Raw genomic sequence first — 16,370 nt, 5'->3', positions numbered from 1 at the left:
ACCTCCCCGGAATCTCGTCGACGGTCGCGGTGCCGGTGTGGCATCGATGGGCCAACCCTAACGGGACCGGTCGGGCCGACCGGCGTCAGGCGTCCAGGTGCTCTTTGCGGCGAAGCTCGTCGACCCGGTGCGCGATGTCGTCACGCGCCTCGGGGGACAGCTCGCTAGCGCGCACCGCGATGCGGCGCACACCCTCGTCGCGCATGACCAGCAACCACGACAACTCCCTCTCGAGCTTCTCGTAGTACTCGTCGTCGGTGAAGTAGGCGGGTTTGATCCGAAAGAAATTCGCCAGGGCGGCCATGGTGGTGGACGACGGGTTGGTGCGGTTGCCAGAACGTAGCTGGGACAGATACGGAGCCGACATCGTGACCCCCTCCGCCTTGAGCGCCGCAATGACTTCTGCCGACGTATGCGGCCCGCGCCCGGGCGGGTACACCGTGTCGAACAGGCGGTTCAGGCGGGCGGAAAATGTCGTGCTCATATATATGACCTCCACCGGGTTGGTAGATCGAAAAAACCGCTTCAAAGTATTTGCTGACTATCGTAACCAGAGTTGCCGCCGCAACCAAGCGCAAAACTAAGAGAAAATTGACACCGGCGATATTTCCAGGGTTGGACTGTAGTCGCTGGCTATTTGAGTGCTGTTGTCCAGCGTATACACATGATATTTTAAGGATATTGTTCGAGCTTTCATCGCTTCGAGGTCTATTGACCCGACGTGCGCCCTTAACAAACGCGGCCGTGGCTATCTGCATTGCCGGTTACCACTAAGCAAACCGGATTTGCTGTAGACAGCCGCAGAGTCGGCTGTGAGCCCGCTTTCAGGGCCATTTAGGTGATGGATATTAGGCGCATGTTGGACGAGCCGTCCGGAACGTCGGTCAACCCGGTCGGAGCGCTAGAGGAGACGGCCATACCGGCCACCATCACGCGTCCGGGTGTCGGAACGACTATGCGGCAAGCAGCATTGCCAGGATTGCTGTGTCGGGGTGGCTGATCGGGTCGACGCCGACCCGGCTGACCATCGACGTGATGGTGCCGTCGGCCTCCGCCTCGACCCAGGCCGCGCGGTGCTCGAGGCCCAGGTACGGCAAACCCGGCAGCAGCACGCATCCCGATGCGGCGCCGTTGCACTCCGGTAGCGACGGCGTCGTCTCCGACGGCGGATGCAGCATCAGCAACGCGGGTGGTTGATGGTCGGCGAAATAACCCGGCCGGATGGCGGATTCGCCGACGACCGGTCCTTCGGCGAGCACCAGTCCGACCGTGCCCGGGGCGGGCGCATCGGGCAGCTCTTCGCGAACGCCGAAAACCGTTGTGGTGTTGAGCAATCCGGGCAGCGAGGCCACCCGCACGGCGACCATCAGCAACTGCGCCCATTCTTTGGTCGAATCAGGCCAACGGCCGGAGATGACAAAGCCTTTCAGGGCACCACGGGAATGGAAGGGAGCCACCTCGATGGCTCGGCCTGCACCAGCGTCCATGTCGCCCTCCGCCACAGTCGATTCGGGTATCCGCGATACGCCGGTGGGTCGATCCGCTCAGCATGCGGCAGCCTGGCACCCCTCGCAAGCGGACACGACTGACGGACGGCGACCAAATCGGCGAGAGGCGGTCCGAAACGGGGTTCGGGGCGCCACGCGAACCGCGCGACGCCCCGAACGAGAGCTGAAATCAGTTGGCGATCAGGTGCTTCGCCTTCGAGGTGGCCTCGGCGTAGCGCTTCTGCACCTCTTCCCAGTTGATGACATTCCAGAACGCCTTAGTGTAGTCGGCCTTGACGTTCTTGTAGTCCAGGTAGAAGGCGTGCTCCCACATGTCGAGCAGCAGGACCGGCACGACGCCGAGCGGGAAGTTCGTCTGGTGGTCGTAGACCTGGAACGTCAGCAGGCGGTCGCCCAGGCTGTCGTAGGCCAGCACCGCCCAGCCTGAACCCTGGATGCCGTTGGCCACCGCGCTGAACTGCGCGCGGAACTTGTCGAACGACCCGAAGGCGTCGTCGATGGCCGCCGCCAAGTCGCCGGTCGGCTTGTCACCACCGTTGGGGGACAAGATCTTCCACCACACGACGTGATTGACGTGGCCGGCCAGGTTGAAAGCCAGGTTCTTCTCGTTGAGCAGGATCGTCGAGTGGTCGTCCTTGCTGCGCGCCTCTTCCAGCTTGGCGACGGCGTCGTTCGCGCCCTTGACGTAGGTGGCGTGGTGCTTGTCGTGGTGAAGCTCGTTGATCGCACCCGAGATGTGGGGTTCCAGGGCTCCGTAGTCCCAATCCAAATCGGGCAAGGTGTAATCAGACACGAGTTTCCTTCCTGGTGATGATCGTTTCGGATCTACTCTGACGGGCCGTTCGCAGGCTGTTTGCGGCGGGTGGGCTTTGTCGTTGTCAACCCTGCTCCATCGCCGCGCATGCCGCAAGAACGGACGCGACGGGCGAGTACCCGGCTAGATGACTTCAGAACCAAACGATGACGGCGAGCACCGCCAGCAACACCAGGGCGATGACGGCGGCGCGCAGGCCGGCCAGCAAGTAGGAGCGGTTGCACGTCGCCGACGTCGTGTACCAATGCGACGGCGAACTCGCCGACTGCGGTCCAAACGGCTGCGTCGTCATCGGATGGCTCCGGCCTGCTCGTCCAACTACTTCCCCCGTGAGATGAGTCACAAGTGATCTCGGTGTTGGCGATCATAACCCCTTCTGTATCCGGTGCGAAATTGCGCCGATCCCGACCCGCTGACCAGCGAATTGTTGCTGAAGGTGTTGTTTTCCGTGTGCCAAATAAGGACGGCTCCGGTGGGGCGGCCGGGTAGCGACACGGCTCCGTTCACTGTGACATCGCCCATACGGGGTGGGTTCGCGGACCGTGAGATCGGCTAAGAATTCGCTGAGTGCCCGGCCAGCCTGTCGATCACGAACTGGTTAACGACGGGGGTTATCCACAACCGCACAGCCGGCGCGGGGCCGAGAACGTGCGGCAATGGCCACCCGGCGGACAAAACCGTCTGTGGATAAACCTGTGGAAACTGTGGATACCGGGTTTTAGCTGGAAGCACGGCATCGCGCCGTTCGACTGCGCGTGCCAAGATCGACACCGTGAGTTCAGAACCGCCTTTCGCACACACGACCGTCGCCGATCTGCCCGCGGAGTTCGGGCCGTCGGCGGTGTTGCTGGACGTGCGGGAGAACGATGAATGGCAACGCGGCCACGCCGCCGCCGCCCAGCACATCCCGATGGGCGAGGTGCCGGGCCGGTTGGCCGAGATCGACCGGTCGGCCACGCTCTACGTCGTCTGCAAGGCGGGCGGACGCTCGGCAAAAGTGGCCGAGTTCCTGGCCCGCGACGGCTTCGAGCCGATCAACGTGGACGGTGGCATGCTGGCCTGGGCCGCGGCGGGTCGTCCGGTCGTCACCGACGGCGGCGGCGCGGGAAGTATCTGAGTTCCGCGCCTGCGCACGGCTAGGCTGATCTGATGATTCAAGTGTGTTCGCAGTGCGGCACACGCTGGAATGTCCGCGACAAGCAGCGTTCGTGGTGTCCGCGCTGCAACGGAACGTTGTTGGCGCCGTCGGCCACCGAGGCGCCACCGTCGTCGAATCCCCACGCCGGTTGGAGTGCCGGCCCGCGCACCGCGCCGCGACTGCCACCGGGATACCGGTGGATTGCCGTGCGACCCGGCCCGCCTCCGCCGCCGCGTCGCCGTCGCCGCCCGCTCGGGCCGACGCCGCGCTACCTCGCGATCCCGCGTTGGGGGCTGGCGGACCGGGTCGATCAGGACACCGAGCCCGGGCGCGACCTGCGCAAGGCGCCGACGGCAGACACCATCCGCAGCTCGATGTTCGTCTCGGGCATCGCCCTCGCTGCCGCCGCCCTGGTGCACGCACTGCGTTACCTGCTGCTGGTGATCAACCGCAACACGTTGCTGAACTGGCTGGTGGCCGACGCGGCGGCGCTGCTCAGCGTGCTGGCCAGCCTGGCCGCCGTCGCGGCCGTCATGACCACCGCGTTTCTGCTGACCCAGTGGCTGATCGCCCGCCGAGCCGCTGCGTTCGAGCACGCCGGGCGGACGGATTCGCGGAGCCGACGGGCGCTCTGGTTCGGCACGCTGTTCCCGCCGTCGGCCGCCATCGCGCTGGCCGTCACCTTCGCCGTGGCCGCTGCACTGACCGAACACATGGCCAGCTGGGCTTTGATGGCGGCGTGCGTGACGTTCTCCTGCGTGCCGTTGGTGGGTTCGGTCTGGGCGCTGGTCTACGTGATCGAGCTGGCCAAGACCGAAGACCACTACGGCCAGTTCCGCCAGGTGATCTGGGTCTGGTGGCTGATGTGGTTGCTCAGCAGCCTCACGTCGGTGTTCGCGTCGATCACCAGCGGCGCGCCGGACTCGCAGGGCATCGCCAACAACACCGTCGCGATGATCGTCGCCTACCTGGTCGCGCTCGCCGCGGTGCTCGCCACGGCGAAGCTGTTCGAGGCATTCGAGCGCAAGCCGGTCGAGCGGCCCGCGCATCGCTGGGTGGTGGTCGCCGACGATCACGACGGCCCCGCGCCCACGACGGAATCTGCTTCAGCGGTTGAGCTGCCGGGTGAAGAACCGGCAGCATAGAGACATGCCGCATGCCGAGGAAGTGGTCGCCCGGCATCCGTTCGTAGTCGCCCACCGCGGGGCCTCGGCGTCGCGTCCGGAGCACACCCTGGCCGCCTACGATCTCGCACTGCGCGAAGGGGCCGACGGTGTCGAGTGCGACGTCCGGCTCACCCGCGACGGGCACCTGGTCTGCGTACACGACCGCAAACTCGACCGGACATCAACCGGCGCCGGCCTGGTCAGCATGATGACCCTGGCGCAGCTTCGTGAGCTGGAATTCGGTGCCTGGCACGGCAGTTGGCGTGCCGACGGCACCCACGGCGACACCGGGTTGCTGACCCTGGACGCGCTCGTCGCACTGGTGCTCGACTGGAAGCGGCCGGTCAAGCTGTTCATCGAGACCAAGCATCCGGTCCGCTACGGCGCGTTGGTCGAGAGCAAGGTGCTGGCGCTGCTGCATCGCTACGGGATCGCATCGCCCGCGTCGGCCGACAGGTCGCGGGCGGTGGTGATGTCGTTCTCGTCGGCGGCGCTGTGGCGGGTGCGGCGCGCGGCGCCGCTATTGCCGACGGTGTTGCTCGGACGCAGCCACCGATACCTCGGCAGCAGCGCGCCCAGCACGATCGGCGCGACCGCGGTGGGGCCGTCGATCGGCACGCTGCGCGAGCACCCCGAACTCGTCGACCGCGCGGCGGCCCAGGGCCGCGCGCTGTACTGCTGGACGGTCGACGACTACGACGACGTCAGCTTCTGCCGCGACATCGGGGTGGCCTGGTTGGCCACCAACTACCCGGGCCGCGCGAAAGCCTGGCTGGAAGACGGCCTCACCGGCGCCGACCCGCACTAGCCGAGCCGGCCCCCGGCCGCGGCGGGTGCATCGCCCGAACCCTGTTGCGGGTCGATCTCGCGGGCGACGAAGTTCTCCAGGTCGAACAGGTTGGCCCCGGCCCGGTCGGCGACGCGGACCAGCGTGGTCATCAGAGCGACCTCCTCGACCTGCTCCCTGAGGAACCACTGCATGAACTGCTCGCCGAGGTAGTCGCCCTCGTCACGGGCCACCGCCGCCAACCGGCTCACCTGCTCGGTCACCACCCGCTCCTGATCGAGTGCCAGCGCCAGTGCCTCGCGCGGGGTCTCGAAGGAGTTACGCACGCCGTCGACGCCCGGAATCTCCACGCGCACATCACGATCCAGTAGGTACTGCACCAGCATCATCGCGTGGTTGCGTTCCTCGACGGCCTGCGCGTAGAAGTGCCTGGCGAGCCGCGGGAGGTCGGCGCCGTCGAAATACACCGCGATCGCGATGTATTGCTGGGCATTGGTGAACTCGTGGAAGACCTGCTCGTGCAGCAGGGCGTGAAACTTGGTCTTGTGGGTGTCGTGGTCGTTCATGTCGGCCACGTTAGACGAGCATGAAATGCCTTGTCACCCAAGGTAATACTCACTGAGGCGAGCGTCGCCTAACTAAACGAAGGCTAGGTTTACCTGCGGCGCAACGCCGTTCAGGGCTGTTCGCCCACGGTAGCCGGCACCGGCTGATCGGCGGCCATCGCGTCGAACAGCGCGGCGGCCTTCTGGTGATCCCACACCACTACCGAGCCGGAGTCGGTACTGGTGAATTCCCCGATGGGAACGGTCATTTCGGTGGTCGCGCCGTGCAGCGACCACGCCAACCGGGCCAGGTCCCAGACGTGGTCGCCGTGGTCGACCGTCAGCGCCTCGACGGCGGCGTGCGGCACGGCGTACCACCGCCAGGGGTTGAGCCAGATGGCCGGGCTCGTCGCGCGATGCAGCAACGACGACATGAACTGCCGTTGATCGATCATCCGATCCAGGTCGGCGCGCGGGGTGGCCCGGCTGCGGACGTAGCCGAGCGCGTCGCGGCCGGCCAGCTGCTGACAGCCGGCGGGCAGATTGATACCGGCCAGCGGATCGTCGATCGGTGCCGTCGGGCAGACGGTGACCCCGCCGAGGCCGTCGACCAGGCCGGCGAACCCGCCGAAGCCGATCTCCGCGTAGTGGTCGATCCGCAGCCCGGTGGCCTGCTCCACCGTCTCCGCCAGCAGCGCTGCGCCGCCCATCGCGAACGCGGCATTGATCTTGTCGCGGCCGTAGCCGGGGATCGGCACGTACGAGTCGCGCGGAATCGAGACCATCGTCACCCGTGTGCTCGACCCGAACTCCGGCACGTGCACCACCAGGATCGTGTCGGTCCGGCCGTTGCCGGTGTCGCCTCCGGTCGCCAGGGCCTCCTGCTGTTCGACGGTCAGCCCCTGCCGGCTGTCGGAGCCGACCAGCAACCAGGTGCTGCCGTGTCCGCCGGCGGGCCGGTCCGGGTAATCCTTCAACACCGTCTGCCGGTGCAGCGCGGTCTCCAGCCACAGGGCGCCGCCCAGGGCCGCGGCGCTGCCCAGCAGCACGGCGATCACCAGGCTCAGCGAAATGACCTGCAGCCAAGCCCTTTTCGGGCGCGGTGCGGTGGATCGACGGATACCGCGGCGGTTCGGTGCCACCGGCCGGGGCGGCGGGATGCCCGGGGGAGGGGGTCGTCTTCGCGGTTCGTCCACGTCAGTGCAGCCATCGCAGATGCCCGGCCAGCAGCGCGTACCCGACGAACGCGACGGTGTCGATCAGGCCGTGCGCGATCACCAGCGGCCACAACCGGCCGGTGCGCCGCCAGGCGTAGCCGAACACCAAACCCATCACCACGTTTCCCAGGCCCGCCCCGAACCCCTGATAGAGGTGGTACGCGCCGCGCAGCAGACTCGACCACAGCAGCGCCGCCCGCGACCCGACGCCAAGTTGGCCCAGCCGGGTGAGCAGATAGCCGACGACGATCACCTCTTCGGCCCAGCCGTCGGCGAACGCGGTGAGCACCAGCATCGGCACCCGCCACCAGGTGTCGCCCAGGCCGGACGGGATCACCGACGCGTTCATGTGCAGGGCTCGCGCGACGAGATAGAGGCCCAGCCCGGGCAACCCGATCAGCGCGGCCAGACCCACCCCGCCGAGCAGATCTGGCCGCCAGCGAAACCGAGCCAGCCCTATCACGGCGGGCGCTGAACCGTTGCGCCACAACAGGTATAGCGCGAGCGCACCCCAGGAGAGCAACTGCACGACGATCGACGCATTGAGGCCCAGGTCGATCAGGTCGAAGTAGGACCGCTTCGGGTTGAGCGGGATTTTCTGCGAGCTCAGGCCGCGCAGGACCGAGTCCGCCAGCTGCAGCGCCGCGGTGACGGCGCTGAGGCCGAATGTCACGCACAGCACGATCGCGATCTCGATGCGCAGTGGCCTGCGTTCGCTGTCGCTGAGGGGCGCAACCACCCCGACACGGTAACCGCCGGGGCCAAGGACTTTCAGTCCCGGCGCGCGCGCAGACCGTTGACGAAGGGGCAACCCAGCAGCACGCGGATGGCCTTGCCCAGCCCGATCACGTCGTCGACCGGGGTGCTGAACGGCAGCCGGATGTCGCGATCGCCCTCGGCGCTCTCCACCCGTAGCCGCATGCCGTAGCGGTCGATGCCGAGCGGACGGACGTCACCGCGCCGCAGCCGGGCCGGCAGCCGGGAGGCCAACCGTGCGACCACGTCACGGTGCGCGGTGTCGAGGTGGCGGATCCAGCAGGATTCGAACGCGCAGAACGGGTCCGGACGGGCGGCCAGCAGCGCCGCGGAGTCGACGGCTTCGGCGCCGGTCGCGTCGGTGACCACGACCGACTCGATCTCGAGCCGGGCCAGCAGGTACTGGGTGTCGCCCTCGGCGACCGGGCCCGACTCCGGCGTCCGGACCTGCAGCAGCGCGGGGTGCGGCCGCTCGGTGGCGATCAGGTCGAGCATCGCGCGGACCTCCGCTGACGGCACCAGGTGCAGTCGGCCCCGGATCCAGACGAGCGAGCGGACCGGCTCGCGCAGCGGGAGCGGCGCATAGTCGGCCAGCTCCAATACGGCCTGCACGCCGTCGGCATCGCTGTCGACGGGCACGGCGACGGCGAAGGATCCGTCGGCGAGCAGGTGATGCAGGGGCGTGGTGAGCGGCTCGGCGCTTTCGACTGCGAGCAGCGCGCCACCGGCACGGATGCAGGTGCTGCGAATCCGTTCGGCCGTCGTCGGCGCCGGGCAGTGAGCGAGTGTCATCGTTGACCATCCTGGCTTGCGGAGGAACTAGTGAGGTAAGCCTTACTTAACTAAATCCGCTCCGACGGCGCAAGACCTACGACCCGATAGGGTTGTCAGTCGTGGCCAGCATCGCGTATCTCGGTCCGGCGGGGACCTTCACCGAAGCGGCGCTGTTGCAGATGACGGCCGCCGGCCTGCTTCCGCGGGGCGCGGCGGACTCCTGGCAGCCGCTACCGGTCGACAGCACCATCGCCGCGCTCGACGCGGTGCGGTCCGGGGCCGCCGAATTCGCCTGCGTGCCGATCGAGAACTCGATCGACGGCTCGATCATGCCGACGCTGGACAGCCTCGCGATCGGGACGCCGCTGCAGATCTTCGCCGAGCTGACGCTGGACGTGTCGTTCAGCATCGCCGTCCAGCCCGGTCGCACGGCGGCCGAGGTCCGCACGCTGGCCGCCTTCCCGGTAGCCGCGGCGCAGGTGCGGCAGTGGTTGGCCGCCCATCTGCCTGCCGCGGAACTGCGCCCGGCGATCTCCAATGCCGATGCGGCACAACAGGTCTGCGACGGAGTGGTGGATGCCGCGGTCAGCTCACCGCTGGCCGTCGCACATCGCGGCCTCGCGACGCTGGCCGACGGCGTGGTCGACGAGGCCAACGCGCGCACCCGGTTCGTGTTGGTCGGCCGGCCCGGTCGCCCACCGGCGCGCACCGGCGCCGACCGCACGTCGGTAGTGCTGCGCATCGCCAACGCCCCGAGCGCGCTGGTCTCGACGCTCACCGAGTTCGGCATTCGCGGTATCGACCTGACCCGCATCGAATCGCGGCCCACCCGAACCGAATTGGGCACCTACGTGTTCTTCCTTGACTGCGTCGGCCACGTCGACGACGACGCGGTCGCCGAGGCGCTCAAGGCGCTGCATCAGCGGTGTGAGGACGTCCGCTACCTGGGGTCCTGGCCGACCGGGGAGGTTGCCGGGGCGCCACCGCCACAGCTGAACGAGGCCACCCGGTGGCTGGACGCACTGCGCGACGGGTCGGCGCAGTGAGCGGTCGGCTGGTGTTGGTGCGGCACGGTCAGTCGTTCGGCAACGTGGACAAGCGGCTGGACACCCGGCCGCCGGGCGCGGAGCTGACGCCGCTGGGACGGGAGCAGGCCCGCGATTTCGCGACGGCTCTGACGGCGCCGCCCGCCCTGCTGCTGCACTCGGTCGCCACCCGCGCGGTGCAGACCGCGGCGGAGATCGGCGACGTGGCCGGCGTGCCCGCCCGCGAGGTCACCGGCATCCACGAGGTCCAGGCCGGCGATCTGGAGAACCGGAACGACGACGCCGCCGTCGACGAGTTCCACGCCGTCTACGAACGCTGGCTCAAGGGCGAGCACGACGTCGCGATGCCCGGCGGCGAGAGCGCCGAGCAGGTGCTGGACCGTTATCTGCCCGTGGTGGACGAGCTACGCACCCGCTACCTGGATGATGACGGCTGGAGCGGGGACATCGTGGTGGTCAGTCACGGGGCGGCCATCCGATTGACCGCGGCGTTATTGGCAGAGGTGCCAAGCACTTTCGCGCTCGACCATCATCTGGCCAACGCAGAGTTCGTGGTCCTCGCGCCGGCCGGGGCGGACGGTTGGACCTGCGAGCAGTGGAGCACGCACCTGCCGCCGTTCGTCGACGATGACGGGGAGGACTCGACCGCCGACCCGATGGGTTAGCCGGCGAGGACCGAGGGCGCGTCGACGCGCGCGCAGTCGCAGCCCACCGCGTCGCAGTCGAGGACGAAGGTGTGCGGCAACAACTCCGGGCCGGCGCAGTCGGCATCGGTGCATTCCGACCGGTGCAGCCAGTGGTAAATCAGCGTGCCGTGGCAGTGCTCCAGGCCCGCTCGGCAGTCGCGGCAGTTCGGGTCCACGCGCCGTTTGTAGCACCGATAGCCGACAGATCCGCGCCGCCGCGCCCGTGCCGGGCCGCGTCGTCGCCGCGCTAGCTCCGATTGCCCGGCTCCTCAGCGGCCCGTGCCGGGCCGCATCGTCGCCGCGCTAGCCCCAACCCAGTTCGTGCAACCGCTCGTCGTCGATGCCGAAGTGATGGGCGATCTCGTGCATCACGGTGATCTTCACTTCGTCGACCACGTGCTCGTCGTCGTCGCACATCTCCAGCAGCGGCTCGCGGTAGATCGTGATGGTGTCGGGCAGCGACCCCGCGTAGTGCGAATCGCGCTCGGTCAGCGCGACGCCCTCGTACAGGCCGAGCAACTCGTCGTCGTCGGGATGACGGTCCTCGATCAGCACCACCACGTTGTCCATCACGGCCGCCAGCTTCGGCGGGATCAGGTCGAGCGCCTCGGAGACCAGGTCGTCGAACCGCCTCGGATCCATCGTGACGGCCACCGGGTTACTGCCCCGGCGCAGGGCCCTGCGGTTCCGGCCCGGGCGGCTGGGCCTGGGGACCACCCGGCGGCGTCCCCTCTTGAGGGGCCGGGCCCTCGGGCGGGGGTTGCTGCGGTGCCGGCTGCTGCGGTGCCGGCTGCTGCGGTGCCGGCGACTGCGGTGCGGGTGCCTGCTGGCCCGGCAGATGCTGGTTGCCCTGTCGCTGGCTGCTGGACCCCGACGATCCCGACGAACCGTTCGAGCCCGATGAGTTGGACGAGCCGTTGGACCCGGTCGACGCGGCCCCTCCGCCGCTCGGCTCCGGGGCGTTCGGTCCGGTCGGGATCGGCGGCAGGTTGAGCCGCTCCTGCGGGATGTCCGGCGGCGGCACCGGCGATTGGCCGTTGATCTTCAGCGCACCCTTGGCGCTGTTCAGCAGCGTGGCCCAGCCGCCGTTGCCGAGCGTCGCGCCGATGCTGCAGGCCACCTCCCGGCTGTCGGCCGACCAGCTGGGCAGCGACAGGGTGCTGTAGATCAGCGTCAGCGTGGTGCTGCGCAACTGCACCGGCGCGAGGTAGGCGTCGGTCTGCTTGGTGCAGGCGTCCTTGATGAAGGCGTCCTGCTCGGGCTCGGGCGGCAGGCCTTCGGGGAATCGGGCCAGCAGGTTGACCGTGCCGGTGACCTCCATCGCGTGCGGCGCGACGCAGTCGACCGGAATGTCGGTGGGCTGGTTGGTGGCGGGGTCGATGCCCAGGCAGGTGCCGTCCGGCCAGACCTTCGACTGGTCGACGTCGGCGACCTTGCCCTTGTACGCGACCTGTTGGTTGCCGGCGCCCGGCAGTTGCAGGCCGCAGAGCATCCGGCGCTCGCCGAACTGCCGCCACGCCTTGTCGCCCGACCAGAGCATGCTGATGACGAACTTGCTGTTCGGGTCGAACTTGGCGCCCAGGTAGCGGCGGACCGCCGACTCACACTGTTCCTGGCTGATCTGCTCGATCCGGGTGGCGGTCGGTGGCGGCGCCGACGGGCCGTATTCCGAGCCGGGGAAGGTCCGCATGTCGATCGACTCGGCGACCTCGAAGCGGTGTTCGTCCTTGCAGTCGACGACGTTGGCGGCCTCGGGCATCCGGTCCGGCCACATCAGGCAGTTACCGCTGGCCGCCCGATTGAACGCGTCGTTGCCCTTGGCGCCCGTCGGCGGGACTGGGTCGATGTAGCCGGCCAGCCGGCCGGGCCCGCCGCCGATCGGCAGCGCGGTGACCAGGCCCGCGATCAGCAGACCGCCCAGCGCGGTGAGCAGCAGCGCCCGTCTGGTTGCCGAGGCCTGCAGCGTCCCGTTCAACGAGCTGAGGAACTCCACGCGCGGCCGGCGACGCTTCGGGGCGTCGTCGACGGCCGCCTCGTCAGCGTCGTGCTCGTCGTGATCGGAGTGATGCCACATCGCCTCCATTCTGACAGGCGAACTCCGTTACGTGACGGCTGTTACAGAAGTGAAATGGTTGCCGTGGGTCGACGGCCACCGCGTAGGGTTCTAGCCCGTGATCGACCTGAAGTTCCTCCGGGACAATCCCGACGCCGTGCGCGAGTCTCAGCAGAAGCGGGGCGAGGACCCGACGCTGGTCGACACGCTGCTGACGGCGGACTCCGCACGCCGGTCGGCGATCGCGGCAGCGGACTCGCTGCGGGCCGAACAGAAGGCCGCCAGCCGAGACGTCGGCAAGGCGACTCCCGAGCAGCGGCCGACGCTGCTCGCGCGGGCGAAAGAGCTTGCCGAGCAGGTGAAGTCGGCGGAGGCGCAGCAGGCCGAGGCCGGGGCCACGTTCACCGCCGCGCACATGGCGATCTCCAACGTGATCATCGACGGCGTCCCCGCCGGCGGGGAGGACGACTTCGTCGAACTCGAGCGCGTCGGCGAACCGGCCGCGATCGACCACCCCAAGGACCACCTCGAACTCGGTGAGGCGCTCGGCCTGCTCGACATGGAACGCGGCGCCAAGGTGTCCGGGTCGCGGTTCTACTTCCTCACCGGCCAGGGCGCGCTGCTGCAGCTGGGTCTGCTGAACATGGCGATCCGGTTGGCCGCCGACAACGGCTTCACCCCGATGATCCCGCCCGTCCTGGTGCGGCCGGAAGTAATGTCCGGGACCGGGTTCCTCGGCGCGCACGCCGACGAGATCTACCGGGTCGAAGCCGACGACCTGTACCTCGTCGGAACGTCGGAGGTTCCGCTGGCCGGCTACCACTCCGACGAGATCCTCGACCTCTCCGGCGGGCCGCTGCGCTACGCCGGTTGGTCGTCGTGTTTTCGTCGGGAAGCCGGCAGCTACGGCAAGGACACCCGCGGAATCATCCGGGTGCACCAGTTCGACAAGGTAGAAGGCTTCGTCTACTGCAATCCCGCCGACGCCGAGGCCGAGCACCAGCGGCTGCTGGGCTGGCAGCGCGAGATGCTGGCCCGCATCGAGGTGCCGTATCGCGTGATCGACGTCGCCGCAGGCGATCTCGGCTCGTCGGCGGCGCGCAAGTTCGACTGCGAGGCGTGGGTGCCGACCCAGCAGGCCTACCGCGAGCTGACCTCGACGTCGAACTGCACCACCTTCCAGGCCCGCCGGCTCGCGACCCGCTACCGCGACGAGAACGGCAAGCCGCAGACCGCGGCGACGCTGAACGGCACCCTGGCCACCACCCGCTGGCTGGTCGCCATCCTGGAGAACCACCAGCGACCCGACGGCAGCGTGCGCGTCCCCGCCGCACTGGTCCCGTTCGTCGGGACCGAGGTGCTGGAACCGCGTTGACCAGCATCGGAACCCCGCTGTCGCCGCATGCGACCAAGGTCATGCTGCTCGGTGCCGGCGAACTCGGGCGCGAGGTGGTGATCGCGCTGCAGCGCCTCGGCGTGGAGACCATCGCCGTCGACCGCTACGACAACGCACCGGGGCAGCAGGTCGCCCACCATGCCCGGACTATCGCGATGTCGGAACCCGACCAGCTCAAGGCGCTGATCGAGACCGAACGGCCGGACATCGTCGTGCCCGAGATCGAGGCCATCGCGACCGAGGTGCTGCAGGAGTTGGAAGAGGCCGGCGTCGTGCGGGTGATCCCCACCGCCTTGGCGGCCCGGCTGACCATGGACCGCGAGGGCATCCGGCGGTTGGCCGCCGAGACGCTCGGGCTGCCCACCAGCCCGTACCGGTTCTGCGACTCGCAGGCCGAAGTCCAGGCGGCCGCCGACGCGGTCGGCTATCCCTGCGTCGTCAAGCCGGTGATGAGTAGCTCCGGCAAGGGTCAGAGCAAGCTCGACGGGCCCGACGATGTCGAGGCGGCGTGGGCCTATGCGATGGCCGGCGGGCGAGTCAGCCACAGCCGCGTCATCGTCGAGGGTTTCGTCGACTTCGATTACGAGATAACACTATTGACCGTCCGTGCGCTCGGCTCGGACGGTGTGGTGGCCACCCAGTTCTGTGCGCCGATCGGGCACAGACAGGTCAGCGGTGACTACGTGGAGAGCTGGCAACCACACCCGATGCCCGCCGCCGCGCTCGACAACGCGCAGAGCATCGCCCGCACCGTTACAGAAAGCCTTGGCGGACAGGGAGTTTTCGGCGTCGAGCTTTTCGTCAAGGGCGACCAGGTGTGGTTCAGCGAGGTCAGCCCGCGCCCGCACGACACCGGCATGGTCACGATGATCACCCAGTGGCAGAACGAGTTCGAGTTGCATGCCCGGGCCATCCTCGGCCTTCCGGTCGACACGTCACACAAGACGCCGGGGGCGAGCGCGGTGATCTACGGCGGCGTGGACGCCGCGGGCGTGGTCTTCGACGGCGTGGACGACGCACTGCGCGTGCCGCGCACCGACCTGCGGCTGTTCGGCAAACCGGAAAGCTTCGCCACGCGGCGCATGGGCGTGGCGCTGGCCTACGACGAGAACGTGGACACCGCGCGGCGCAACGCCGTCGAGGCGGCGAGCCGGGTCCGGCCGCGCGAGATCTGAGCCGCCAAACCCCGGTCGCGCCGCTACCTGCTGCTTTATGCTTCTCGGCGGCCGTCGAAAGTGCGGCGGCCGGGCAACCGCGTTGATGGGTACGGGTAAGCGCGATGGGTTGGTTCAGTTTCTGGTGGCGGCAGCCAGACCACTACAACCACGTCAGTGCACTGCTCGCCGCCCGCAAAGTCGAGGCGCTCACCCGCGCGACGACCGGCGGCATCGCGGCCGGCCTGGCGCTGATGGCCCTTGGGACGCTGTGGATTCCAGGCGGCCCGCGGGGTGAGGTCGCACGGGGTTGCGCGGTCGCGGCCTGCCTGGGTGCGGCACTGGGCGCGTCGGCGTTCGTGCGCCGGTGGCCGACACGGGCCCAGGCGATCCGGTTCGCGTTGCTGTCCAGCGTCAGCATCGCGATCGTCGCTCTCGCCCAACACGATCCACTGATGGCCGTGCTGACCCTCACCCCGCTCGCGATGCTGGCCAGCTACATCGCGCTGTTCCACGCCGCCTGGGTGATGCTGCTCAACCTGGCCATCGCCGCGGGTACCGGTCTCGTCGAAGCGGCGCGGGTGGCCCAGCAGTACAACCTCGTCGCCGCCGTGTGCGCCTACGGACTGCTGCTGATGCTGAACCTGGCGACGCCGTTCGGCATCCAGACCGTCGCGCACGTGCTGGGCACCGACGCGCTGCTCGCCGAGCGGGATCAGCTCACCGGGCTGCTGACGCGGCACGCCTATCAGCGCTGCGCGCTGGCCTGCGTCGAGCGCGCGACGCAACAGCAGGCCTACGTCGTCGTCTCGGTGATCGACCTGGACCGCTTCAAACAGCTCAACGACAGCTACGGGCACAGCACCGGGGATGACGCGCTGGTCTCCGTCGCGCGGGCGTTGCGTGATTCCAGCGACGACGCCGCCGTGATCGGCAGGGCGGGCGGCGAGGAGTTCGTGATCGCCGCCAGCTGGCATCCGGACGACGTCGGCCGCAAGGCTCAGCAACTCTGCGAGGTCATTGCCGCGCTGCCGTTCGGCATCACGGCCAGCGTCGGCACCGCCGGCAGCTATCCCGCGTACCGCACCGGTAGCGCCGGCGACTTGCTCGTCGAGCTCACCGCTGCGGCGGACGCGGCCATGTACGTCGCCAAACGCGACGGCGGTAACCGTGCCGGTCATCATGAATGGCCACTGCCGCCGCCGTTGTCCGATTTCCCCGCGGAGCCCGGCGGCTACGTCAGCGACGAGCTCACCGCGTAGCGCAGCAAAGTCCGGCCGGGCCTTCCCGGCTGCCTTATCATCTTGTGACCGAGCGTCCTGCACACAGG

General features: G+C 68.5%; 18 protein-coding genes and 1 pseudogene. 8 read left to right on the top strand and 11 right to left on the bottom strand.

The features are described 5' to 3' along the window. Positions 1-85 precede the first annotated feature (85 nt). From PT015_RS17075 to PT015_RS17060, 4 genes are all read right to left on the bottom strand, one after another. Complete coding sequence (locus PT015_RS17075; RefSeq protein ID WP_285186015.1) at positions 86-484, bottom strand: transcriptional regulator; 399 nt, start codon at positions 482-484, stop codon at positions 86-88. A 469-nt stretch (positions 485-953) separates the two neighbouring features. After that, positions 954-1,487 carry a peptidase gene (locus PT015_RS17070; RefSeq protein ID WP_285186014.1) on the bottom strand — a complete coding sequence of 178 codons (534 nt, stop codon included), beginning with the start codon at positions 1,485-1,487 and terminating at the stop codon, positions 954-956. 190 nt (positions 1,488-1,677) lie between these two features. Then, positions 1,678-2,301 (bottom strand): superoxide dismutase, encoded by a 624-nt coding sequence (locus PT015_RS17065; RefSeq protein ID WP_285186012.1) that lies wholly within the window; start codon positions 2,299-2,301, stop codon positions 1,678-1,680. 154 nt (positions 2,302-2,455) lie between these two features. Next, a complete protein-coding gene (locus PT015_RS17060; protein WP_285186011.1) occupies positions 2,456-2,614 on the bottom strand; it encodes a hypothetical protein in 159 nt (52 codons plus the stop codon). Between the two features lie 480 nt (positions 2,615-3,094). On the opposite strand from PT015_RS17060, the gene PT015_RS17055 reads away from it, so the two are divergent. The 3 genes and pseudogenes from PT015_RS17055 to PT015_RS17045 all read left to right on the top strand — a co-directional run bounded on the left by PT015_RS17055 (position 3,095) and on the right by PT015_RS17045 (position 5,434). Then, complete coding sequence (locus tag PT015_RS17055; RefSeq protein WP_285186010.1) at positions 3,095-3,439, top strand: rhodanese-like domain-containing protein; 345 nt, start codon at positions 3,095-3,097, stop codon at positions 3,437-3,439. Positions 3,440-3,471: 32 nt separating this feature from the next. Beyond that, a pseudogene (locus PT015_RS17050) lies at positions 3,472-4,473 on the top strand (DUF4328 domain-containing protein); the annotation flags it as partial. 136 nt (positions 4,474-4,609) lie between these two features. After that, positions 4,610-5,434 carry a glycerophosphodiester phosphodiesterase gene (locus tag PT015_RS17045; protein ID WP_285186006.1) on the top strand — a complete coding sequence of 275 codons (825 nt, stop codon included), beginning with the start codon at positions 4,610-4,612 and terminating at the stop codon, positions 5,432-5,434. Here PT015_RS17045 and PT015_RS17040 read toward each other — a convergent pair. The 4 genes from PT015_RS17040 to PT015_RS17025 form a co-directional block, all read right to left on the bottom strand. After that, positions 5,431-5,979 (bottom strand): ferritin, encoded by a 549-nt coding sequence (locus PT015_RS17040; protein WP_285186005.1) that lies wholly within the window; start codon positions 5,977-5,979, stop codon positions 5,431-5,433. The genes PT015_RS17045 and PT015_RS17040 overlap by 4 nt on opposite strands. 110 nt (positions 5,980-6,089) lie before the next feature. After that, positions 6,090-7,175, bottom strand: coding sequence for an LCP family protein (locus tag PT015_RS17035; protein WP_285191150.1), 1,086 nt, complete (start codon positions 7,173-7,175; stop codon positions 6,090-6,092). Next, a complete protein-coding gene (locus PT015_RS17030; protein ID WP_285186004.1) occupies positions 7,156-7,914 on the bottom strand; it encodes a CPBP family intramembrane glutamic endopeptidase in 759 nt (252 codons plus the stop codon). Before PT015_RS17030 ends, PT015_RS17035 begins: the two co-directional genes overlap by 20 nt. A gap of 32 nt (positions 7,915-7,946) precedes the next feature. Beyond that, complete coding sequence (locus PT015_RS17025; protein ID WP_285186003.1) at positions 7,947-8,723, bottom strand: DUF2470 domain-containing protein; 777 nt, start codon at positions 8,721-8,723, stop codon at positions 7,947-7,949. Between the two features lie 101 nt (positions 8,724-8,824). Here PT015_RS17025 and pheA point away from each other — a divergent pair, with 101 nt between their 5' ends. Both pheA and PT015_RS17015 read left to right on the top strand, forming a co-directional pair. Next, a complete protein-coding gene (pheA, locus tag PT015_RS17020; RefSeq protein WP_285186002.1) occupies positions 8,825-9,751 on the top strand; it encodes a prephenate dehydratase in 927 nt (308 codons plus the stop codon). Next, complete coding sequence (locus tag PT015_RS17015; RefSeq protein ID WP_285186000.1) at positions 9,748-10,416, top strand: histidine phosphatase family protein; 669 nt, start codon at positions 9,748-9,750, stop codon at positions 10,414-10,416. Before pheA ends, PT015_RS17015 begins: the two co-directional genes overlap by 4 nt. On the opposite strand, the gene PT015_RS17010 is transcribed toward PT015_RS17015, so the two are convergent. The 3 genes from PT015_RS17010 to PT015_RS17000 form a co-directional block, all read right to left on the bottom strand. After that, the gene (locus PT015_RS17010) at positions 10,413-10,613 is read right to left on the bottom strand and encodes a hypothetical protein (RefSeq protein WP_285185999.1); all 201 of its coding nucleotides are present in this window, start codon (positions 10,611-10,613) and stop codon (positions 10,413-10,415) included. The genes PT015_RS17015 and PT015_RS17010 overlap by 4 nt on opposite strands. 127 nt (positions 10,614-10,740) lie before the next feature. Next, on the bottom strand, positions 10,741-11,079 hold the full coding sequence (locus PT015_RS17005) for a metallopeptidase family protein (protein WP_285191149.1): 339 nt from the start codon (positions 11,077-11,079) through the stop codon (positions 10,741-10,743). A gap of 16 nt (positions 11,080-11,095) precedes the next feature. After that, positions 11,096-12,520: a septum formation family protein gene (locus PT015_RS17000; protein ID WP_390887840.1), complete on the bottom strand. Its 1,425-nt coding sequence runs from the start codon at positions 12,518-12,520 to the stop codon at positions 11,096-11,098. 88 nt (positions 12,521-12,608) lie between these two features. Between PT015_RS17000 and serS the strand changes: the two genes are divergently transcribed. From serS to PT015_RS16985, 3 genes are all read left to right on the top strand, one after another. Continuing rightward, on the top strand, positions 12,609-13,865 hold the full coding sequence (gene serS, locus PT015_RS16995) for a serine--tRNA ligase (RefSeq protein ID WP_285185996.1): 1,257 nt from the start codon (positions 12,609-12,611) through the stop codon (positions 13,863-13,865). Continuing rightward, a complete protein-coding gene (gene purT, locus PT015_RS16990) occupies positions 13,862-15,061 on the top strand; it encodes a formate-dependent phosphoribosylglycinamide formyltransferase (RefSeq protein ID WP_285185995.1) in 1,200 nt (399 codons plus the stop codon). Before serS ends, purT begins: the two co-directional genes overlap by 4 nt. 104 nt (positions 15,062-15,165) lie before the next feature. Beyond that, positions 15,166-16,302, top strand: a complete 1,137-nt coding sequence (locus PT015_RS16985; protein WP_285185994.1) for a GGDEF domain-containing protein — start codon at positions 15,166-15,168, stop codon at positions 16,300-16,302. The last annotated feature ends 68 nt before the right edge of the window (positions 16,303-16,370 follow it).

Source organism: Candidatus Mycobacterium wuenschmannii, assembly GCF_030252325.1.
GTDB classification, from domain to species: domain Bacteria; phylum Actinomycetota; class Actinomycetes; order Mycobacteriales; family Mycobacteriaceae; genus Mycobacterium; species Mycobacterium wuenschmannii.
This window is presented reverse-complemented; position numbering and strand designations above follow the sequence as displayed.